This window comes from Bacillus cereus group sp. BfR-BA-01310, from assembly GCF_022664325.1.
Classification (GTDB): Bacteria; Bacillota; Bacilli; order Bacillales; family Bacillaceae_G; genus Bacillus_A; species Bacillus_A paramycoides.
Genome location: NZ_JAKUHD010000036.1, coordinates 1 through 22923, shown reverse-complemented (window position 1 = coordinate 22923; position 22923 = coordinate 1). Strand labels below are relative to the sequence as shown.

Sequence of the window (22923 nt, the reverse complement as noted above, 5' to 3'; positions counted from 1 at the left end):
ATTGCCCTTCTTGTAGTACACATCATGATAGGGATATTAACGCAAGTATCAATCTAAAGAATGAAGCGATAAGGCTTCTAACCGCAAGGACCGCGGAGATAGCCTAATAAATTAGAGTTCGATAGAACTCTTTACTTAGGAATCCCCACTTCTAAACGAAGTGAAAGTGGGGGTAGTTCAAAAAGCCAAAGAATCATAAAATAGGGGTCACTATATCATTCTGGGAAAGCTGTAAGGACTACAAAACCTTATCATTACAGCTTTCTTTAAAGGCGATTGAATGTTAAGAAAGATAAAAAGCTAAGTTTAATTGAACATTGCTTTGTTTACACACTTTATGGCGTACCGCCAACATTTTAACGAAAATATACGCTAAGCAAGATTCGACATGAGAAAGCGTTGATTTTACTACTCTAAGCGATATCACCAACAAATGCACTTCAATGTAAAAGGTGCTGAAAAGAGCTTAAATAGTGTCTCAAAACTCATCTTTAAATCAAATTCTCAATTTAACTTGTGTTATGGAGTTTTGAGAATCCCTTAGCGTATAAAAGCGTTAAAATGTGCGTCCTACCCCTTTTTAGCTTTCGAATCAAATATAGAAAGAGGGCAATACGTCACTTTATATTCTATTTCTACAAGAAATCACAATGTGCAATCCAATCATTTGTTTTACTATTTTTAGCAAAGTAAATTCCGCCGCCATGAATAATCTTTAAATGTGCTTTTGGATCGTCTGTTATTTGAAAAATAAATTCATAATCCGCGGGCCATTGGATACCTGATTGGGCAAAGCAAGCATAGCCTCCTAATTTGTGTATGTAATGATTTTCTTCAAAAATATCCTCGTAGTAGTCAATCTCAATTGTGTTTTCAAGTTCAAAAATTCTATCTTGCATGTTGTTGGGGAAATCTTCCGTATCCCATTGTGGAAACTCATCAGTTACTAATCTTGGTATTAAAGGAAAAGGTTTTAGATTTGGAAACGTAAGTGACATTTCATTCGGTACTAGTTCCTCTAAAGAATCATATTCTCTAATACAAAAATTTCCTGATAAGTTGGACAAATCTTTAGCAAAGTTTGGAGAAAGAAATACTGCGATGGCTTTCATATCTTTTACTGCTTCTGGAACAAAAGGTATTTGAGTTAAATTAAGCATTATGATCGCATACATTTTGTCTTGATAGCGGTCGATTGGGTAAGTTTCATTTGGTAATGAATAGGGAATCTTTCCAATCCAACTTTCATTTATAGATAAATCGGGTCTTTTTCCGCCTGTTTGAAAGATAGTTGCTCTTTTTCTCAGGGTATTCTTTATATAATCTATTTCCAAAGTATTTCTCCTCCTAAATATATATTTCGTTTTCTCTTTATTTTAATGGATAATTATATTATAACAATAATGTATGTTTTTGTTATAACGATTCTTTTGAAAGGTGTTGTTAAGCAGCAATTTCACGTGTCTTTTTGTGGTTTTACTGTCAATTTAAAACAAAGTTGTACTGTTTATAAAAAAGTCATACCGTTTTGAATAAAGTTTAACCGTTTGTAAAAAAGTTGCACCGTTTTGCATCATCGGGTAAAACTCCTGAAGCTTTGATCAAACTTTATTCCAAACCAAAAATTAGAACAATATCCATTCTAAAACAAAAAAATAGGATAATTCTATATAAATTGTGATTAAATAATATATGCAATGTTGAAATTATTATTTGTTATAGGAAGCAGGTGTACTGAGAGTGAAGAAAGTAATAGCAACTATTTTTATAGTAGGGTTTTGTGTACTACTACTATATTTATGTACTGATGTTTTTACAAAAATAAAACTCCAACAACCGGTAGGGAATTATTTAAAAGAGCATTATGGGATAAAAGATGGAGAGTTTAAAATTCTTTCTGCACATGATAATTGGATTGAAGGAGGGGATATTCAAACTTATGTAGAAATAAAAAAACCGTATTATACTACTACTTATTTAACTGTAGACCGAAATTCTTATGAGATAGATGAAGAGGGTAGTAGGTATGTCTTCTTAGATATATTTAAAGGGGCTTATATTCAACAACATAGTGATGTTTTAAAACAATCAAATAAAATTATTAAAAAATATAACTTATTAAGTGAATCTACTGACGCATTTGAAATGAAGAAACAAAATTTCTATTACTATTTACACTTTACTATTGATGAACAGCAGGAAAAAGAATTACTTACAAAGTTCAAACAAAGCCAAGAATTAAACACAAAAAAATTAATTAAAACTTTAAAAATTAGTGAATCTAGAATTAATGCTTATTATATGGGAGTTGTGAATTTTAATTATTATTATAACGTCGAAAAAAATCAGGGGAATATACCGGATATCCTAAGTGTTATGGATGACTTTAAAAAGAGTAATGTTTTAACAGAAGGTATTTATAATATAGTACTTCAGCCCAGAAGCTCTTCAGGTGGACATGATGGTAAGGAGAGTTATGTTTTGTTTAGCGTAGATAAATCAGGTGAATTTAAGGTAATAAAAAAAAATGAATATGGGGGATGATTCATACATATAAGCTTTAAAAAGTACGCATATCAAATAAATCTCAACTTCATAAACGGGCGTAGTTGGGTTCTGTTGCAAAGTTTTTAAAACTAGGCTAAACTTTTGCAAAACAGAGTGAGGAGAATTATAAATGGGATATTTTAAAGGAAAACAATTCAGGAAAGATATTATTTTGGTAGCCGTCGGCTACTACTGTCGTTTTTCTTTAAGTTATCGAGATGTATCTGAAATTTTAAAAGAACATGGTGTATCGGTCCATCCCACACCCATCATGCGATGGGTTCATGAATATGGAGATCTCATTTATCAGATTTGGAAAAAGAAAAACAAATCTGCGCAACTCTCTTGGCATCTGGATGAAACCTATATTAAAGTTAGAGGAGAATGGCGTTACCTGTATCGTGTAATTGATAAAGATGGACACACATTGGATATTCAATTTCGTAAAAAACGGGATCATCAGGCTGCCTATGCCTTCATGAAAAGATTAGTAAAACATTTTGGAGAAGCAACGGTTCTCACTACAGATAAAGCGCCGGCATTACTTTGCGCATTTAACAAATTAAGAAAACAAGGATTTTATCAAACTACAATCCATTGTACAATCAAACATTTAAACAATCTTATTGAACAGGATCATAGGCATGTAAAGAAACGTTTTATCAAATCCGCAGGATTTCAAAATCTTCGTCATGCTTCACGTACGATTAAAGGTATTGAGACCATTCATGCCCTATATAAACAAAGGCGAAGTCTTCAAAGAGACTCCGCCTTTTCCACGTATAATGAACTTCAACAATTACTAGCTACTTCCTAAACATTGTTCCTCATTTACCAACCTGTTTATGCTTTTTTCAAACCTTGCAACAGAGCCTAAAGAAGGCTGGATGTCCTTTATTGTTGAACATCCAATCATATAAAGTGGTGTATTAGGGTAAGGTGCTTTTGACTCAAATAATACATATACTGCGTTACAATTCATATGTAAATTATCTTTGATATCAATAGCATCATTAAATTAGTGTAAAATACAAATGTTTAAGGGGTTAATTTTCTTGAAATATAAAAAGGGAATGGGGAGGATTCAAGAGTGCATTTAGTTTGATTATTTGGTTTTGGATCATTATGTTTTTGATATTTGGCGAAAGCTTGCTACAATAGAATCAAGTCGAATATGAAATACCCTTAGGTAGCTCTCATAGGTGCAAGATCTATGGGAGCTTTTTTAATAAAGAAAATAAAAATTTCACGTATCATAATGTTTAATAAAAACCAAATACCCAATCATTAGTCTACATTTAATTTTATGCCTAATTAATCCGATAGGGGGTACCGCCATATGCCTATCAACCTAACAGAACAGATTGCCCCCAAAACAATAAAAATAAAATTCGGTGCTATAAAAAACACAAAATTTTCGTTTAGGGGGTACTTTAAATCCTTAAGTTGATGGATGTGGGGTACCGCCCCATTGCCATCAATCTAACAAAAACGAGATAAGGGTTCAGCCGAGAGGCGTGTATTTACTAAATAAAATGAAACTATAGTCTGGACTTATTAGGATTTTTCACAATAAAAAGAATTACTTAAAGTGTATATTCCATTCTAATATTTTATTATTAATAACTGACGGTATCATCACATTTCATTCTACTATTTATTTAGAAGAGTCATGTACATTTTGGAGAAGTTCTTCAATAAGTTTTGTTTTTTCATTCACCTTTGTTGCATATGTGAAATCACCATAACAATATGGATACCTAAAATTATTTTTATTTCCACCACAAGTGTACATCGCTGGATTTTGATCAACTTTCATCTTAGAAAACTTTTTAGCCGACTCCTCCGAGTGTTGTTTAACTTCTTGACTGGCAATAAAATCAATATACCCTGGTCCCATATTATAGCTTTGAATAATTGTATCCATGCTAACATCTTTTTCCGTTCCATATTTGTACATTTGAGCAAAGTGTTTTACCCCTTGTTTAATGCTCAAGCTTGTCTCTTGAAGTTCATTTGGCTTTAATCCAAGTGATTCAGAAGATTGCATAGGGTCGTTGCCCTCACCTCTACTCTCTTGGTACATAATTCCTAACAAAACTGCTGTTTTCTCTCCTAAATTATATTGTTCTAATTCTTTTTTCAAAATGGGCTCATATTGCAATAAACGTTTTTCGGTAGCAAGTACTTTATTTTTATGATTATTGGTTTTATGATTAAAATATAGTATTCCAAGCATTGTTCCTAAGCCTAAAATACTAAAAACGAATAATATAATTATTCGTTTTTTACTCGTATTCTTCATATATTCCTCCTTTTATAAGAAATTCCATTTTTCAATGGAGGTTTGTTCATTACAAAATATGTAATGAACAGCTAATTCCCTGATCCTTTTTAGACCCCAAATTATTTCTTTTAAGTTTAAAGTTTAATATGGAAATCTAAAGATTAAGTAAAGATAAAGTAAAGTTAAGATAAAGTTCATTTTTTAGAGTACTTTAAAAAGATATTGGTACAAACGGATATGAGGGAAAACTTGTTGATATGAAGAGAAATAAAAAGAGCAGCTAGCAAAAGCTAACTGCTCGGATCTCCAAGGAAGAGTGAAGAAAATATTATATCACCAACAAAGAAGAACAATTTGAACTACCCCCACTTTCACTTCGTTTAGAAGAGGGGGATTCCTAAGTAAAGAGTTCTATCGAACTCTAATTTATTAGGCTATCTCCGCAGTCCTTGCGGTTAGAAGCCTTATCGCTTCATTCTTTAGATTGATACTTGCGTTAATATCTCTATCATGATGTGTACTACAAGAAGGGCAATCCCATTTACGTAGGTTTAGATTTTTAACGTCTTTGTTTTGATATCCACAACAAGAACATAATTGGCTTGAAGCAAATGTTTTCGATACGACAATGACTTGTTTACCGTACCATGTTGCTTTATATTCCAACATGGTTCGAAACTGTGACCATGATACCTCACTAATTGCTTTTGCTAACTTATAATTCTTTAACATATTCGATACCTGCAAATCTTCTATACCGATAACATCGTGGTTTTTGATGATTTCAGTTGAGATTTTGTCCAAGTAATCTTTTCTAGCGTTTGTCATGTATTCATGAATTCTAGCAACCTTTATTCGTTGTTTATTCCAGTGAGAAGATCCTTTCGTTCTTCTAGAAAGAACACGCTGGGCTGCGACCCTTCACGTTCCTTGAGGAAGGAGTCTTCTTGGCTAAAATGATAAATTACTCTTGATTCCTACAATTATAATACATATTTAATGTTATTTATAAGTGTTCGGGATCGTCCGGATAAGCAACAGGGATGTGAATTTTGGTTTACTCTTCCCGTTACATCAGAAAAGAAATGAGACGGTTGAAAGACTTTTGTAATAATTATGTTATAAAAATGAAAGACCTTCGTGTTAACTTACATATAAGTACTATGATGTTACAGGGGAGATTATTTTATGAAAATAAAATCTGTTTTATTGATTGCAGGGTTTGTAATGATCGGGGGGATTTTATGGTTTTTATTCCGTCCCGAAAAATTATTTATTGATAAGCAAATTAATGAAGCATTGCCACAAACAGAAATAAAATCAAAAGAAGTTAAACAACAAGAACGAGTAATAAGCAAAGGGCAGTTTCAAAATGGTATTCATGAAACGACGGGAGTAGCAACAATCTATCAACTATCGAATGGAAAGCGCGTTCTAAGACTTACCAATTTTGAAACTTCTAATGGTCCAGATGTTCGAGTGGTATTGCTTCCTGTGAAAAGTTTAAAAAATAATGAAGATGTTAAAAACTATCAGTATATTGAATTAGGTAAGTTAAAGGGAAACAAAGGATCTCAAAACTATGAAATTCCTGAAGAGGTAGATATCGATGCATATGGTTTAGTTTCTATATGGTGTAAGAGGTTTAATGAAAATTTTGGTATGGCTCATTTTGAGAAATAAAGAGAGATATAGGAAAATATTGATATGTATATAGGCTACAAGATTATTCAAAAAAGAATGTTAATGATGTTGTAAGTTTTACAACTATACATGTGTCAATATATAGAAAACAAATATAATTACTAAAGCACCTTCTTTGAAATCAAGGTGCTTTTTCTTTTTTAAACAAATTCAACTTCATCATACGACTCAGCGGGAACCAGGAAGTATGGTTGAATTGCCAGCTAGTAAACATCGGGAATACTCAAAACAGCTTCATGGCACAATTGATGATGGGGAAAGTTTTAGAAATGATGAGATTTTAAAAGCTCATTACGAGCGATTTCGTGATTATTACTGAAAACAGAGAGCACAAGATTACCAAAAATCTAATTAAAGAAGGAGTAATTTAAATGAAAGAATGGATTTCTAACATTTTTTCCGAATGGGAAGATAAAGGAGATTTTTTTGGAGGAGTTGAAGACGAATTCATTAATCAACTTGAAAAAAATTAGATTGTAAATTCCCAGATAGTTATCGATGGTTTTTAAATCATTACGGTGGTGGAGGTGTCCTAGGAATAGATTTAACATGTGCAGGTTACATAGATAACTCACCAATACTTTCAGAAACTGAAGTGTATCGTAAAATGGGACTTCTCAAAAGTTATGTTGTTATATGGGATATAGGTGAATACGTATATTGCCTAGATACATCAAGTCTTGTAAATGGCGAATGTCTAGTTGTAACGTGGGATCTTGTAAGCAAGAAAACTCTGTTTGAAGCTAAAGACTTTTATGGATTCTTATCTAAGAAATTAGAAATTGCACTTGAGGATTACGAAGATTAATAGGTCATAACTAAGAATCTAAAGTAGTATTAATGATATAGAATATTTCAGTATGAAGTACATCTTTTGAAATAGAATAACATATGATTTTTAAAAAGAGATTGGAGTAGAAATTTTTTCTACTCCCTTTATGTTTAATAAAATTCAAGATTTTTCTTCATTACCCTAGCTACTTAAATTAGATTCCCTTAAAGATTATTAACTAAGTTAATATAAGTTGATTCGAATTAACTGGTTATAATTTCTATATTGACGATGTATAACTCTCACCTGTCCAGAAAATCAGCTTTTTCTTTATGAAATTTTGCTTAGCGTACGAAATTCTTAAGTTGATGGTGCTACCCCATGCCCGTCAACTTAAGAAATTGATTGTTCCCCAAAACGAAAAAAATGAGCTGAATTCTCATAAATAACTGTAAAAAGGTGAAATTCTCGTTATGGGGACGTCTTAAAATCTTAGCTTGATGGGCATGGGGGCTTGCACACTAAATCCCCACCAAACATAGCGAACATTTTCCCTCCCACCTTATAACGATCTGCTTGCCATTCTATTTTGTAATCATGAATTGCTCCAGGCTGATTTCAACAATAATCTTCTAATATATGTTTCTCCATAACTAGACTCCTTATGTGAAAATTTATCACTACTAGCCCAAACAACATTTATCTCAAATCATATACCGACTTACAGTTTGATACGTAAATAATACAACTGGTTCTTTTCAGTTCCAATTGTTTGCCTCCTTCTGAATTAACTCTCGATGTTATTTAGCAATATAACGAATCGTTTTTCCAACCGACTTTCTTACATATAATCCTTAAGATTAACTTCCTGTACTAGTGAATGCACTTAATCCATATTTCCAAAAACGATAAGCAATGAAACATAGTATGATAGCAACGAGTGGTGTACACAAAGATACCCATTTATACCCCTTATCGAAGAAAAAGGCAGCTGGATAAAAGGATGTGAAACTGTAAGGAATAATAAACGTTAAGATAAATGCGATAATTTTATTATAAATTGTAATCGGATACCGCGAAAAATCACTTAGATTGAATACTGCTGATACAACAGGGAGACTATCTGTCATCCAAAAAGAAAATGTTATAAAAAATAAATTTAATGCAACAAAGATAAGACCACTTGAAATAATCATTATGATGAGTATTAGTACATTACCCAATGAAATTGCAATATCTAGATTACTAATGGAATAATAAAGAACCATTCCCCCTATTATTAGTTGCCCTATTCCATCTTGCTGAACACGCTCTGCTATAATTTGGAACAGCGGGTTAATAGGACGGATAAGCAAACGATCTAAATTTCCTGTCCGAATGTATTGCCATCCAATCGTCCATAAATTATCAAAGAAAATGTGATGGATTGCCCTTCCTGCAAACGCAATACCGTAGATTAAGAGAATTTGATAAAAGTTCCACCCTTTCAAAGTCTCAATATGATCAAATACCACTTTTAAAAAAAAGATAGCGGCAAATTGTTGAATGAAGACTGAAGAAATTCCTATTAAAAAGTCTACTTTATATTCCATCATAACTTTTAAGTGTTGCTTAAAATAGACAATGTATAAGAATGAGTATCGTTTAAGAGTTTGCAACAATTCAATCACCCCCCAAATATTGTGATTTTCCGGATTGCTAAAGTCCATAAAAATCTAACAAGTACTGTAATAAAGATTAACCATATGAATTGTGTCACAATTGCCGTATAAGCCTGGGTACCTGAAATAGAACCTGTATAAATAGAAACAGGTATATAGACCATAGACTGAAAAGGAAAAAACATACTAATTTCTTGAAACCATTGTGGATAAAGCGATAATGGGACAAGTGCTCCGGAACAAAATTGAATAACAGACTCTCGTAGAAGTCGAAGTCCCCATATATTAACGGTCCAAAAAGCTAATATACCAATAATAAGATCTAATTGAGTTCCAATTAAAATCCCTAAAACTACACTTACCGTAAATAATAGAAAAGACTCTATTGATTGTGGTAGTTGAATTCCTACAAACCAGACGGCAAACAGTAGCATAGGGAACGTTGTACGCATAGAATTAGAAATTTTTTGTCCTATATCCAACGCTACAAGTTTATCTAACAAATGATATGGCTTCATAAGTTCCAATGCTATATCACCTTGTTTAATCATTCTCGCTAAATTGGTTCCTACTCCAGATACGTATTGTTCCAATAACAAAGCTATAACCATATAAGTTAGCATATTAGATAGTGAAAGTGCTCCAACAGTCTCTTTATTCTCGTATACAGCAGTCCAAAAATAATACAACGTACATAGTTTAACGATAATTGCAAATGTACCCGCCCAATACCACGCTGCATATGAGGTATCTAGCTTTATCTGCACTTTAAGCATTTCCCAATATTTCCTCAAGGGATTCCTCACCTCCATGCTGATAAAGATCTTTAATAATTGTCTCTAATTTAGGGTTTGAAATCGTCAAATCTGATATTTTATTGTGCCTTGCAAGTTCGGAAAGCACAAATTCCGATGAAACTGTCTTTGTGTGAAAACTTAACTCTACGCGAGATTCATTTTCTGTTTCATTCTTCTGTACCACTATGTAATTTTGTAATGATACAGGGATCTCAAACATTGTGTGCTCTTCTAATTCTAAAGATAGGATGCGGTTATAAGAAAAACGATCTTTTAAATCTTGTAAGTCCCCATCATAAATAATAGACCCTTTATCAATAATAATAATTCGCTGGCAAAGCTCTTCTATGTCCTGCATATCATGAGTAGTTAATACAACTGTTGCGTCCAATTTCTTATTCATTTCCTTAATAAAACTACGTATTTTTTCCTTTACATCAATATCTAAACCAATTGTAGGTTCATCTAGGAATACAACAGAAGGTTGATGAAGAAAAGCAGCAGCCAACTCACAACGCATTTTTTGTCCAAGTGATAGCTGGCGAACAGGTAATGGCATTAAAGTTCCGAGATCCAGTACATCTTCAAATAAATGCAACATTTCCTGATATTTTGTTTCTGGAATCTCATAAACATGTTTTAATAGTTCGAAAGACTCCCGCACCGGTATATCCCAAGCAAGTTGTGTCCGTTGTCCAAAAACAGCTCCAATATTTTTAGCATTTTCCTGCCTATTTTTGTATGGAATAATTCCATTCACCTTAATTTCACCAGTATCTGGAGTTAAAATTCCACACAACATCTTAATAGTGGTTGACTTTCCCGCACCGTTGAATCCGATATATCCAACCATTTCTCCTTTTTCAATAGAAAAAGAAATCGGTTGCACTGCCTGCTTATCATAGTATTTCCGTTTTATTAAAGCTTTTATTGCACCCATTAAACCTGGCTTTCGCTCTAAAATCTTATAGCTTTTCGTAACATTCTTTACTTCAATCATTTATAAATCCCCTACTTCCCCTTTTACAAAAATTAGCCGTTATACAGCTAAAGTATGATAGCAACTAAATAAATTCCTTCCCCCCTACTACAACTGCCTCCCATAAAATAAAGATTAATTGTAGATTATAAGCTAACACCTATTTTTACGAAAGCGTTTGCATTAATAAAAACTAGTATAATTTTACAGGAGCATTTAAATATAATCAACAGATTTAAGTGTTTCGGAACAAACCACACGCAAAGACATCTTTTCCTTGACCTAATATCTTTTATATAATTTTTCAAGCCTCTTCCATATCGATCTTTTTCCATAATTAATTCTCTAGATGCTTTTCTTTCTCGAATAGAGTAAACGTCAAGTAACTCTAAAATATACAATAAAAATAGTAGGTGGGGAATATTTGACGCTTACACGAAAAGCGTTTTCCCTATCGCCATCAAGTTAAAAAACTAATTATCCTCCAAAACGAAAAAAACGAGCTGAATTCACATAAATAACTGTAGAGAGATAAAAATTTCGTTCTGGGGGTACTATAAAATTTTAGCTTGATGAGCATGTGGGGCGACCCTTATAAATAAAAATTTTATTTTAAATAAAATCAATTTATGAATATATGTAATTTAAATTATTAAAAGTAGTTAATAAAAAAAACTCTGATTTTAAAAAAATCAGAGTTTTTTTTAATGATAGGTAATCCCTTATATAATAATAAAAAAATTATGATAATTGCGCACTAACAGTAATAGTAAGTCCAACACCTAAAACTAGAATAATCCAAGTCCAATACTTATTTCGAATGAAAAATAAGGCAGAGTTATCTTTTATTTGAAATCTTTCTCCGGTATTTTCATCGACGAGTGTTCGTACACTATCAGATATAAACTTTTTAGTGAAAAAATAATTACTCATTGCTATAAATATAGTACAAAATATTCCATTAAAAATAAATCCAGGGTTATGTACCGTGTCCAATTGCAAAATACTAGAAAAGATTCCACTTATCAGACTCCCTAAAATTAATGCTAAGACTACTAACAGTCCTTTACCTCTCCAAATAAGCATTACATAATGACTCCTTTCAACTTCTAAATAATGGGACATACAAATTACATTATATTACATTATGTTAGTTTTTGGAATATTAATCTATTTTAATGCTCTTTTAATCCGTTCTTTTGTATCCTCAGTCAAAAATGGCTTTAGAACCTTGTATTGCTCCTCAAAAATTCAATTTATTCCTTCATATTGGTGCTCCCCTCTATGGACTTGATTGAGAAATGGTTAAAGAAAAGCAACGTGCGGGAATAAAGTTAGCGAAACAAAATGAGTGTATAGAGGAAGATTGAAGAAATACATGGATAAACACCCAGGTATGAATCATGCGATTGAATTACGGAAGCATACCACTAAAACAGTGAAAGAAATATGCCAAATTACAGGTGTGAGTCAGGCCGCCCTGTATCGTAGATTAAAAGAACTTGAATAAAGTTCTTTTTTAATTTGTAATTAAATCCCAGAGTGGCCCCTCATACCCAGAATCGTTTCCGTACCCCAAGTTTTTGCACCAGCCCCCCTTTATTTATATACATAAGCAAGAAAAAAACACCAATATATGATAAGAATATCCAAAAAAGTAAAAAAATCTTTTCAACTTTTCTATTTATTGTTATAATTTAGTAAGTAAAATTGAAGTATATTTTACAGTTTTCACAAAATGATAGGGGGAATATAAATGGCTGGACAAATTCGTATGAGCCCAGAGGAGCTTAAAGCAAAAGCAGCTCGTTATGGTAACGGTGGTCAACAAATTGAGGACATTCTACGCGATTTAACAAACTTACAATCAGACTTACGTGGAGAATGGGAAGGTCGTGCATTCGAAGGGTTTGACCGACAATTTATCGAATTAGCACCGAAGGTAAGAAATTTTGCCCAATTACTACATGACATCGAAAGACAATTGAAGGATACAGCAGATGCTGTGGCTCGACATGATGAAGACTTATCCCGTAATTTTGGACTTAGCTAATTACGGTGATGTTTGTTAGTAGATTAGGGGATTTTTCATGCTTTACATAGTAACGGGCGCGAGTAAATTCTCTGAGTAGTGAGCCACGCAGCAAGTGCTGCGTGGTTTATTTATTGGGATTATTTGCAAAAAAGGGGAGAGATGCTGCCATTTTTCTTGGGATTATACTACAAAATAAATATAAATGCTTAGTAAAAAAAGTATAAGGTAGCTTGAAGTTTGTTTGCATCTCTCTCGCATTAGCGGATAGTAAAGCTCCTACTAATGAAAGTTTCACCTTATTGTGGGTATGAAAAGGAGTATCCGTTTTCGCGACTACTAGAAGTAAGCGAATAACAGTATACAGACAAAGAGTTTTACTAGCAGGAGTGGTGATGTGTGAAAAAAATAAAGTGGAGCATAGTATTTTTTATTATACTGACGCTTGCGCTGTCTACTGGAACATCCTTTCTAGCACTGAATCAAGTGAAGAAAGGAAAGAGTGATAAAGAAACACAAAAGATGACGGTTGCGCTGGTTAACGAAGATCAAGGTGCAAACCTGGGTGGCAAAAAGATTGAATTTGGTAATGAATTTATTACGAGTGTGGAAAAAGATAATAAGCACGATTGGTATGTAGTTAGCCGCGGGGTAGCAGAAAGCGGACTATCACGTAACGTCTATAATATGATGATCGTTATTCCGAACGATTTTTCCAAAAAAGCATTATCAATTGAGTCGAATGCGCCGGAAAAGGTGACGCTTAACTACAAGGTAAATACAACTGGTAATAATGATATAAAAGCAGAAGCAGAAAAAACAGCAAGTTCGATACTTGGAGATTTCAACAGCCGAATTATCGATGTTTATTTCGCTAGCATTATCGGAAACTTGCAAAATGCGCAGGATAACATTACAACTCTTGTAAAAAAAGAACAAACTTACACCGATGTGTACAATAAAGAGGTTCATAGCCCGCTAGCTGGTTACACACAGCAGTTTAAAGGTGTTCAAGATCAAACAGGTGTGGCGAAAGGCAGTTTTAAAGGGTTACAAGAGATTTTAAATGGGTTTAGCAACAATTTGAATGAAGGTATGAAATCCAATCAGACCGGTCAAACAGCTTTTGGTGATTTTAATAAAATGAAGGAAGCAAATGGCCTTGCCTTAAAGGATTTCACGACACAGTTGACTCAGTTTGACCAAAGTATGAATACAACAGATATAATGCAACAATTTGCTAATTTAGAATTAGCGAATAAAGTAATTTACGATCAATTTCAGTTGAAAGAAGAGCAGCCTAATATTTTATCGGATTCAGCTGGTATGCAAAAGTATTTGAGTGATAACAGTGCGAAAATTCGCAGTCACAACACTGAGTTAGCAAATAGACTAGGACCAGAGCTTACGGCATCAATAACTGAAAAGCTAAAGCAGGAAATTTCAAATTCTTCTGAGGGTCATCAAGACGTGTATTTAAATAAATTCTTTGATGCACCGGATAATCGTGCGAATCAAAAGATTCAAGAGGCTATTAATCAGTTGCCGTCATTAAATAAAGATGATATTCAAAACATTGGTTTATCAGATGGGACGAAGAAAGAACTGGAAAATGTTATTGATATCACAAATAAATATAATGCGGAAAAACTTTATACACCTGCGCGAGGTACAGATACTATTCCAATGGTGGAAATGATAAAAAAAATTAAAGATAATTTGACGACATCTGGTGTTGAAGTAAACGATAAAGCAGTATTGCCAGCTACGAAAAAAGAAGGGCAATATATCACATTAAATGTACCAGACGATTATGAAGTGACAAGTGTAAAACTGGTTATCGGAAATGAAGTAGATTACACAGAGGAGTACCTTGAAAATAAAAAAGTTGTTTTGCCAGCTACAGACAAAGGCGATTTCGAAATTAAAGCGACATTACGTTTAAAAAATGCTAACAGTAATATTTCTGTCTTTGAGCCTGTAACTTGGAGTTGGAATTTGACACAAGAGGATACAGATTATGTCATTGATAATCCATCATCTGACATGAAACCAAAACCAACTGAACCGCCTATACTAGGTCAATCACGTACAATTACTTATCAAAATCCTTTGAAGAAGGTAGAAAAAAGTGACAGTCAAACGCAAAATAGTGGTAGCCAGCCAGGTGAAGGTAGCGGTCAAACGCAAAATGGTGGTAGCCAGCCAGGTGAAGGTGGCGGTCAAACGCAAAATGGTGGTAGCCAGCCAGGTGAAGGTGGCGGTCAAACGCAAAATGGTGGTAGCCAGCCAGGAAAAAGTGACGGTCAAACGCAAAATGGTGGTAGCCAGCCAGGAAAAAGTGACGGTCAAACGCAAGATGGTGGTAGCCAGCCAGGAAAAAGTGATGGGGAGACACAAACAGAACCGCCAGGAAAAAGTGATGGAGAGACACAAACAGAGCAGCCCCCTACAAAAGATGAAGAGACGAATACAGAAGGGGAATGGAAACATGTAAATAATAATTATATTACTCACCAAGTTATGTCGTCGTTAGATTCGAATGCGACTAATAAGCTTATACAAGCAGTTGAAGATACGATTAAAAATTATCAAAAACTATCTAACATGTATAACTTGTATTACGGGTTTGAGGCATCAGCCGATTTACCGGAGGATTTTAATAAAAAATCACTTGCGGATTTAACAGAATCACATCAAAATGCATTATACTACCTGTTCAACAAACGCGATGTGCTTGACTTATTAGCGGAATACATTGCTAAGCAAACGACAGAAGAAGTACAGCAACAAACAAAAGATTTGAAAGACAAAGTAGATGCTTATCTTAAATTGGTTGATGAAGCAGATAAAAATTCTACACATTTAACAGAAGTAATTAAGCAGACAACTGAGCAAGCAAACTCGATGAATACGAATCTTACGCAAACGTTAAAAAATTTAACAACATGGCGTGAAACAAGCAATAAACTAATCGATCAACAAGGGAAAGTTGTGACAAATAGTGATGGTGAACAAACGGCGACGCTTGCGTTAGACGGGGAATTCAAGTCTATTTATACACAAAGTCAGATACTCGCTGATCAGTCGAAGAGTAACTTAATATCAGCTGACGATGTGTATAAAACGTTTGATAATATCGATGACCAAGCGAAAACGATTCAGGATAGTGGAGATTCGCTAGTTGGTCAGGCGACAAGGCTTTCGGGTGATCTAAGTAAGAAACTAATTGATGATAAAGATTACTTGAAAAATTTCACGAAAGTTCTCGCAAACAGTCGCGTTGGCGACCGACAAAACGAAAACTTATATAGCTTCCTTGCAAACCCAGTGCAAAAGAAAAACGATGGTGTTGTTGTAGCCGCAGATACGTTTACACCATATTTATTAGTACTGATTTGCTTCATTGTTTCTCTATTTACAGCTTATGTAATTTCAAACCAAGAACGAAAACGTATAGAAAAAAGTGCTTTTGAGGAAGAGATGTCATTGGTACTGAAAAACGTACCAACTACAGCTGTTCAAGCTGGTATTGGAGTAGTTGAAGGGATTCTAATTGGCGGTATTTCAGGCTATTTATTGAAAATTAGTCATGCAGAATTCCCAGTATGGATCAGCATGTTTACCAGCATTATGTTAGTGCTAGTTCTCATTTCAGGCTACTTATTACGCCAAATGAAAATGGTCGGAATGTTTATTTTGCTAGCCATATTTAGCCTGTATCTGTTCCTGACAGATGCAGTTGGGTTGAATCTTGATAAAATGTCGACTGCTGCTAAAATACGTGAATTTTCACCGCTTCAATATATTGAGATTATGATTACTGGTTTTGCAAACGACCGAGCAAATTGGTCGACTATTATGTATAGTTTAATGGCAGCTGTCGTTATTGGCCTTGTGGTAAACTTGTTCGTCATACGCAAATACCGGGCAGAAGAAAGGGATGAATATGAAGCTGATTCTCATACGAGCTAGTTTCATTACTGCTTTTTTGTTGCTTTTTCTTGCTCCGTCGTCCCTTCACGCTGATACGGGCAGCTATCTTGATCATAACGGAAAGATGGATTTGAAAACGGATCGTGTGGAACAGATGCAACAGGAAAAAGTCGAAAAGGAACAAAAGGAACCCCAAGAAACTGAGCTTGAAAAACACGCACCAGACTTGTTTAAAGAACAAACAAAAGATGTAATTAAAGAGAAGCAGAAACAAATAGAGGGCGAAACGAAAGCTTTAAATGACTCATTGTTTGTAACATCAAACAAGAAGGATACAACTGTGAAGGACAGACAAAACAGCTTGTTTGCTCAAAATTATACGGTTAGCAACGCTGTTAACGCTGACCAAAACACTAATCAACTAGAAACGGAACCTATCAGCACACAAATGATAGGAATCCTATCTGGTATAGTACTAGCAATTTGCTGCGGCATTTATGTTGTAATACGGAAAATTTGGCAGTAAGGGAGAAGGAAGTATGGCAGGACAAACACATATTAATGTCACAATTGACTTTAGTAAATGGGATAGCAGATTATATGATCTGCGTATCCCGACCCACCAGCCCGTCAAACAGCTGCTCATGAACATTGCTGAAGCACTAAAACTTGATGTGATTGAAGTTTCTCGCTGCGCTATTAAGGTTGTTAATAAAGAACTGTTACTCACTGACGATGATCGGTTAATTGATTATCAGGTAACGGACGGGGATATATTAAAAGTTTTGTAGAATTAAAAACCTTTCTTTTTAGTTAGGTGAGAGTAACTGACCGTGCATAGAAGCGGTCAGTTACTGCTTTTGTCAAAAAACAAAGCTAGAAAGCAAGAGTGGATCACTTCTACATGGCAGCGACTTATATGTTGAAGAATCAAAATGAATTTATATAGAAAAGAACATGAAAAAGAGGAGTAAGAGACTATGACAGAGAGAACGATTCAGCTAGATTCGATGCAGTATCTATTTGAAACGACTGAGCATATACGGACATTGAAGTTATCGAAATCACAGACGCGTGTGAAGGACATGCGGCAATTAGAGTTAATCACAGAAAAATCTAACTTCTTTGTACCGGCTACAGTAGAAGATCATGAAGATATGTTTACATTTGAGTTCAACGTTAAGGGATATACAAAGGAATGGGAAGATGTACACAAACTAGGAAAGAACGATAAATTACGATTATTGCTTAATGCTGCTCGTTTTCAAGAGTGCTTACAAACGCGAAAAACTTTCTTCCTTCATCCAGACAATCTAGTATTCGATGACAATTATATGCCCTATCTAGTTTATCGTGGTATCCGTGATATTGTACCACCGTATCGCTTAGATGATGAGAAGTTTTTACGTCAGTATAAATGTTTAGTTGTCGCAATATTCTCGAAAAAATATAGTTTTGATGAATTGTATTCTGGTTCATTGAACAATGCAAAAGATACAGCATTCGAACGTAATGTCGTTGAGACTGGTACATTTGATGACCTTGTAAAGTTGTTAAATGAGCATTACAGAAGAGAACAAACGACAACAGAGAAAAATATGCAGCTTGTGCCGAAAAAACGATTCCGTTTATTTAAACGATTATCCATTTTGATGATTGTTGCTTCGATTGTTCTCGCAGTACCGCTTGGCTATTTCAGTTTTGTAAAAATGCCGTATCAAAATAAATTGTTAGAAGCAGATAAGAATTTCTTGGCGACAGACTACGATAAAGTAATTAGCACTTTAAAGGAGCAAGATCCTGAAAAACTACCGGATGCATCTAAATATGTTTTAGCTTCTTCATACGTGAAGGCAGAAAAACTAACAGATGATCAAAAAGCAGCAATTATGAAGAACGTGAGTCTAAAAAGTGATAAAAATTATTTATTATATTGGATTTACAATGGGCGCGGAGATTTCTCTAAGTCTTTAGATCTTGCGAAATATATCGATGATCCGCAATTGATTATGTACGGATTAATTAAACAAATTGAACAAGTGAAAAATGATCCGAAGTTGACTGGTTCAGCGCGTGAAGAAAAAGTACAGAAATATCAGCAACAATTGGAAGAGTACCAAAAAAAATATAATACAAATTCCTCAGATGACTTATCAAATAAAAACCCATCAGGAAATAAAGCGAACTAGACATCAGACGAAATAAAAATAAAAGAAACGGGAGATAGAGATGGTACAACTACTAACAATTAGTTACGGTAATCAACTGCATAAATGTCATCTTAATCCGAAAAAACGTGAATTAGTCACAATCGGAAATGAATGGTCCGACACAGTTACTTACGCGGACTTGGAAACGCGTGTAGTGGTGAAGTGGGACGGCGAAGCATGGAAACTTGAGGATGAAGCATTACGTGCAAATGAACATGTGACTCTAGATATTACGAAAGAGAAACAAATGCATTTTTACTTAACGGATGCAGGAGAAGAGTATGTGTATGACATGGCGTCCAAGTATAGTATTTCGTTTGGCGCAACGGATCGCGATGATGTGACAATTAAAAATATGACAGCTGCTAACTTGCTGTTTATCCGTGAAACATTGGGAGATTGTTTTAAAGTCGTTGTGAATGACGGCTATGTATATCACAACTTTTTTCGCATGACTGGTGAGGCAATGCTTGAACCAGGCGATCAACTGTATTTTGATGGTGTAACAATCAAAGTTGGGAAAGAAGATATTCAAATATTAGCTTCACCTAATCGCATTACATCAAAATTAACACCTTTAATGGAAGCTGATAATGATTTAGGTGATGAATATCCGAATTATCATCGTTCGCCGCGGATTATTTACCGTGAGCCAGAGGAAAAACTAACGATTGGAAAGCCATCTCACCTACCATCAAAACCAAGTGAACACCTGGCACAGATGATCGTCCCGCCGATTGTGATGATCGTGTTGACTGTAGTCGTTTCAATCTTTCAGCCCCGCGGGATTTTTATTCTCGCATCACTCGGGATGACAGTGGTAACAGTAATTATTGCATTAACCACATATTTAAAGAATTTAAAGAAATACAGAATTGATACGAAAGAACGGAATGAAAGTTATCAAAATTATTTGAAGCAGAAAACGCAAGAATTGTATGCCGCAAGTGAAGAGCAAAGGCACGCTTTAGATTATCATTATCCAAACATTGAACAAATTCGTGATATGGCAGTAAGAGTAGATTCGCAAATCTATGAAAAAACAATGTTCCACCATGATTTCTTGACATATCGGGTTGGATTGGGCCGCGTTGATTCTAGTTTTGAAATTCAGTTTAACAAAGAAGAGTTTACGCAAAACAAAGATGAATTAGTAGAAGCTGCAAGCGGCTTACGTTCGCAATATATGGGTTTAGAGAATGTACCAGTTGTGACCGACTTAGTGAATGGCCCGGTAGGCTATATCGGACAACGAAAATTAGTAATCGAACAGCTGCAAATGCTCGTTATGCAAACAGCTCTGTTTCATAGTTATTATGATTTACAATTCATTACGATTTTCCCAGAAGAAGAAAAAGCAAGCTGGGAGTGGATGCGCTGGTTACCGCATGCGAGTTTACGAGATATTAATGTTCGCGGGTTCGTGTATCATGACCGAAGCCGAGATCAAGTATTGAACAGTTTGTATCAAATTCTGAAGGAACGCAAATTAGCATTAGAAGAGAAAGGCAATTCCAATGAAAAAATGTATTTTGCACCTCATTACGTTGTATCGATTACAGATGAAAAACTAATTTTAGATCATAGTGTAATGGAGTTCTTTAACGGAGACCCGAGCGAACTTGGTGTATCTCTCATCTTTGTAGAAGATGTGATGCAAAGTTTACCGGAACATGTGAAAACAGTTATTGATATTCGCGATGCGAAAAACGGGAATGTTATCTTAGAACAAGGTGAACTAGTGAATCGCCACTTTACGCTCGATCACTTCCCAGATGGTTTCAACAAAGAAGAGTTCTCTCGTGCATTAGCACCGCTGAATCACTTGCAAAACTTAAGAAACAGTATTCCAGAAAGTGTTACATTCCTTGAAATGTACGGCGTTGAAAAAATTCATGAGCTAAACATTAAGGCTCGCTGGGCGAAAAACGAAACATTTAAAAGTTTAGCTGTACCGCTGGGCTTACGTGGTAAAGATGACATCGTCAACTTGAACTTACACGAAAAAGCACACGGACCGCATGGATTAGTCGCAGGTACAACAGGGTCTGGTAAATCAGAAATTATTCAATCGTACATTTTATCTTTAGCGGTAAACTTCCATCCGTATGAAGTCGCATTCCTACTGATCGACTATAAGGGCGGCGGAATGGCGAACTTATTCAAGAACTTACCGCATTTATTAGGAACAATTACGAACTTAGACGGCGCTCAAAGTATGCGTGCCCTTGCATCGATTAAAGCAGAATTACAAAAACGTCAACGTCTATTTGGCGAATATGATGTAAACCATATTAACCAATATCAAAAACTATACAAACAAGGCAAAGCGAAAGAAGCAATGCCGCACCTATTCTTAATTTCAGATGAATTTGCTGAGTTAAAATCAGAACAACCTGAATTTATGAAAGAATTAGTATCAACGGCACGTATCGGTCGTTCACTAGGAATCCACTTAATCCTAGCAACGCAAAAACCGAGTGGGGTCGTAGATGACCAAATTTGGAGTAACTCCAAATTCAAATTAGCACTAAAAGTACAAAACGCATCCGACAGTAACGAAATTTTAAAAACACCAGATGCCGCAGAAATTACACTGCCAGGCCGCGCGTACTTACAAGTCGGAAATAACGAAATCTATGAACTGTTCCAAAGTGCATGGAGCGGAGCGGATTATATTGAAAACAAAGAGGACCAAGAACAGCTAGATACGACGATTTATGCGATTAATGAGCTTGGGCAGTATGAGATTTTGAGTGATGATTTGAGTGGACTCGGAAACAAAACGGAAATCACAACTGTACCGACTGAACTTGATGCGGTTATCGATTATATTCATGATTACACAGAAGAAAATCGAATTGAAGCATTACCAAGACCGTGGTTACCACCGCTTCCAGAGAAAATATTCTTGCAAGACTTACATCCAGTAAACTTTAAAGAAGCATGGTCAGGTGAAAAGAAACCATTACAAGCAACAGTTGGTTTACTAGACCAGCCTGAACTACAAGCACAAACACCGCTTACGTTAGACATAAGTAAAGACGGTCATGTTGCAGTCTTCTCAAGTCCAGGATACGGAAAATCAACGTTCTTACAAACAGTTATTATGGATGTGACACGTCAGCATAGTCCGGAGCATTTGCATGTGTACTTAATCGATCTTGGAACAAATGGTCTTTTACCATTAAAAGGATTACCTCATGTGGCAGATACAATTACAATTGACGAAACAGAAAAATGCTTAAAATTGGTAGAACGATTAAATCAAGAAATGAAAGCTCGTAAGCGCATGTTAAGCCAATATGACGTAGCAAGCTTAGAAATGTATGAAAAAGCTAGCGGAAATAAAGTTCCGAATATCATTGTAGCAATTGATAATTACGATGCGGTAAAAGAAGCTAGATTTTACGAAGAGTTTGAAATGCTTATGATGCAAGTTGTCAGAGAAGGTGCAAGTGTAGGAATTCATACATTGATTAGTGCTGGTAGACAAAGTGCACTACGCATTCAACTATACAATAACATTAAGGTACAACCTTGTCTGTACATGATTGATCATAGTGAAGTATCAAGTATTGTAGGACGATCTGATATTAAGATTGAAGAAATTACAGGACGTGCACTGATAAAACTAGAAAATCCTACATTATTCCAAACAGCATTACCAACAACAGCAGAAGACGAATTGCAGCAAATTCAGTTGTTACAACAAGAAGCACATGAAATGGATGAAGCATGGCAAGGAGAGCTTCCTAAAGCAATTCCAATGATGCCAGAAGTAATTGACTTAATGACATATCGTAACCATAAACAAGTGAAACAAGCATTACAATTAGGACAAATTCCAATGGGTCTTGACTTTAAAGAAGTGGAAGTTGTTGCCCATGATAGTGCGGTAAATGACCACTTAATGATTTATAGTGTAGACGATAGTATAAGAAAACAAGTCGTATCAAGTATCATTTCTCAAACGAATAAAGACTATTTTGAAAGTG

Annotated in this window: 17 protein-coding genes and 3 pseudogenes; 12 read left to right on the top strand and 8 right to left on the bottom strand. The window is 34.8% G+C overall.

Translation table 11 applies throughout. The features are described from left to right. Positions 1-635: 635 nt before the first annotated feature. Complete coding sequence (locus tag MR109_RS27660; RefSeq protein ID WP_242274619.1) at positions 636-1334, bottom strand: DUF1963 domain-containing protein; 699 nt, start codon at positions 1332-1334, stop codon at positions 636-638. 406 nt (positions 1335-1740) lie between these two features. Here MR109_RS27660 and MR109_RS27655 point away from each other — a divergent pair, with 406 nt between their 5' ends. Together MR109_RS27655 and MR109_RS27650 are read left to right on the top strand one after the other, a co-directional pair. Beyond that, complete coding sequence (locus MR109_RS27655; RefSeq protein WP_242274618.1) at positions 1741-2544, top strand: hypothetical protein; 804 nt, start codon at positions 1741-1743, stop codon at positions 2542-2544. A 133-nt stretch (positions 2545-2677) separates the two neighbouring features. Further along, positions 2678-3364 carry an IS6 family transposase gene (locus tag MR109_RS27650; RefSeq protein WP_242274617.1) on the top strand — a complete coding sequence of 229 codons (687 nt, stop codon included), beginning with the start codon at positions 2678-2680 and terminating at the stop codon, positions 3362-3364. A gap of 840 nt (positions 3365-4204) precedes the next feature. On the opposite strand, the gene MR109_RS27645 is transcribed toward MR109_RS27650, so the two are convergent. Further along, positions 4205-4852 (bottom strand): lysozyme family protein, encoded by a 648-nt coding sequence (locus MR109_RS27645; RefSeq protein ID WP_242274616.1) that lies wholly within the window; start codon positions 4850-4852, stop codon positions 4205-4207. A 411-nt stretch (positions 4853-5263) separates the two neighbouring features. After that, a pseudogene (locus MR109_RS27640) lies at positions 5264-5746 on the bottom strand (RNA-guided endonuclease TnpB family protein); the annotation flags it as partial. A 276-nt stretch (positions 5747-6022) separates the two neighbouring features. On the opposite strand from MR109_RS27640, the gene MR109_RS27635 reads away from it, so the two are divergent. The 3 genes and pseudogenes from MR109_RS27635 to MR109_RS27625 form a co-directional block, all read left to right on the top strand. Next, positions 6023-6517: a DM13 domain-containing protein gene (locus MR109_RS27635; protein ID WP_242274615.1), complete on the top strand. Its 495-nt coding sequence runs from the start codon at positions 6023-6025 to the stop codon at positions 6515-6517. Between the two features lie 136 nt (positions 6518-6653). After that, a complete protein-coding gene (locus MR109_RS30150) occupies positions 6654-6857 on the top strand; it encodes an HNH/ENDO VII family nuclease (protein WP_277931124.1) in 204 nt (67 codons plus the stop codon). 204 nt (positions 6858-7061) lie between these two features. Continuing rightward, positions 7062-7346, top strand: a pseudogene (locus MR109_RS27625) (SMI1/KNR4 family protein); the annotation flags it as partial. 824 nt (positions 7347-8170) lie between these two features. On the opposite strand, the gene MR109_RS27620 reads toward MR109_RS27625, so the two are convergent. The 5 genes and pseudogenes from MR109_RS27620 to MR109_RS27600 form a co-directional block, all read right to left on the bottom strand. Further along, a complete protein-coding gene (locus MR109_RS27620) occupies positions 8171-8971 on the bottom strand; it encodes an ABC transporter permease (RefSeq protein ID WP_098791329.1) in 801 nt (266 codons plus the stop codon). 5 nt (positions 8972-8976) lie between these two features. Next, on the bottom strand, positions 8977-9765 hold the full coding sequence (locus tag MR109_RS27615) for an ABC transporter permease (protein WP_242274612.1): 789 nt from the start codon (positions 9763-9765) through the stop codon (positions 8977-8979). Continuing rightward, positions 9740-10768, bottom strand: coding sequence for an ABC transporter ATP-binding protein (locus tag MR109_RS27610; RefSeq protein WP_242274611.1), 1029 nt, complete (start codon positions 10766-10768; stop codon positions 9740-9742). Before MR109_RS27610 ends, MR109_RS27615 begins: the two co-directional genes overlap by 26 nt. 720 nt (positions 10769-11488) lie before the next feature. Then, complete coding sequence (locus MR109_RS27605) at positions 11489-11833, bottom strand: hypothetical protein (RefSeq protein WP_242274610.1); 345 nt, start codon at positions 11831-11833, stop codon at positions 11489-11491. 90 nt (positions 11834-11923) lie between these two features. Then, positions 11924-11998 (bottom strand): annotated as a pseudogene (locus MR109_RS27600) (YolD-like family protein); the annotation flags it as partial. A gap of 127 nt (positions 11999-12125) precedes the next feature. Between MR109_RS27600 and MR109_RS27595 the strand changes: the two are divergent. The 7 genes from MR109_RS27595 to essC all read left to right on the top strand — a co-directional run. Then, complete coding sequence (locus tag MR109_RS27595) at positions 12126-12257, top strand: helix-turn-helix domain-containing protein (protein WP_242274609.1); 132 nt, start codon at positions 12126-12128, stop codon at positions 12255-12257. A gap of 246 nt (positions 12258-12503) precedes the next feature. Then, positions 12504-12800: a WXG100 family type VII secretion target gene (locus MR109_RS27590; RefSeq protein ID WP_042984583.1), complete on the top strand. Its 297-nt coding sequence runs from the start codon at positions 12504-12506 to the stop codon at positions 12798-12800. Positions 12801-13178: 378 nt separating this feature from the next. Beyond that, positions 13179-16754, top strand: coding sequence for a type VII secretion protein EsaA (gene esaA, locus MR109_RS27585; RefSeq protein ID WP_242274608.1), 3576 nt, complete (start codon positions 13179-13181; stop codon positions 16752-16754). Beyond that, positions 16729-17241: a type VII secretion protein EssA gene (essA, locus tag MR109_RS27580; RefSeq protein WP_242274607.1), complete on the top strand. Its 513-nt coding sequence runs from the start codon at positions 16729-16731 to the stop codon at positions 17239-17241. The genes esaA and essA overlap by 26 nt, the downstream gene beginning before the upstream one ends. Before the next feature lie 13 nt (positions 17242-17254). Further along, complete coding sequence (locus MR109_RS27575) at positions 17255-17506, top strand: EsaB/YukD family protein (protein ID WP_000918627.1); 252 nt, start codon at positions 17255-17257, stop codon at positions 17504-17506. 189 nt (positions 17507-17695) lie between these two features. Next, a complete protein-coding gene (essB, locus tag MR109_RS27570) occupies positions 17696-18904 on the top strand; it encodes a type VII secretion protein EssB (protein ID WP_242274606.1) in 1209 nt (402 codons plus the stop codon). A 40-nt stretch (positions 18905-18944) separates the two neighbouring features. Then, on the top strand, positions 18945-22923 hold a 3979-nt coding region (essC, locus tag MR109_RS27565; protein WP_242274605.1), incomplete at its 3' end, for a type VII secretion protein EssC.

Coding starts and splice junctions, on each gene's coding strand:
- essA (WP_242274607.1), top strand. CDS start 16,729: ATGAAGCTGATTCTCATACGAGCTAGTTTCATTACTGCTTTTTTGTTG.
- MR109_RS27635 (WP_242274615.1), top strand. CDS start 6,023: ATGAAAATAAAATCTGTTTTATTGATTGCAGGGTTTGTAATGATCGGG.
- MR109_RS27650 (WP_242274617.1), top strand. CDS start 2,678: ATGGGATATTTTAAAGGAAAACAATTCAGGAAAGATATTATTTTGGTA.
- MR109_RS27605 (WP_242274610.1), bottom strand. CDS start 11,833: ATGCTTATTTGGAGAGGTAAAGGACTGTTAGTAGTCTTAGCATTAATT.
- MR109_RS27575 (WP_000918627.1), top strand. CDS start 17,255: ATGGCAGGACAAACACATATTAATGTCACAATTGACTTTAGTAAATGG.
- MR109_RS27590 (WP_042984583.1), top strand. CDS start 12,504: ATGGCTGGACAAATTCGTATGAGCCCAGAGGAGCTTAAAGCAAAAGCA.
- MR109_RS27645 (WP_242274616.1), bottom strand. CDS start 4,852: ATGAAGAATACGAGTAAAAAACGAATAATTATATTATTCGTTTTTAGT.
- essB (WP_242274606.1), top strand. CDS start 17,696: ATGACAGAGAGAACGATTCAGCTAGATTCGATGCAGTATCTATTTGAA.
- MR109_RS27610 (WP_242274611.1), bottom strand. CDS start 10,768: ATGATTGAAGTAAAGAATGTTACGAAAAGCTATAAGATTTTAGAGCGA.
- MR109_RS27595 (WP_242274609.1), top strand. CDS start 12,126: ATGGATAAACACCCAGGTATGAATCATGCGATTGAATTACGGAAGCAT.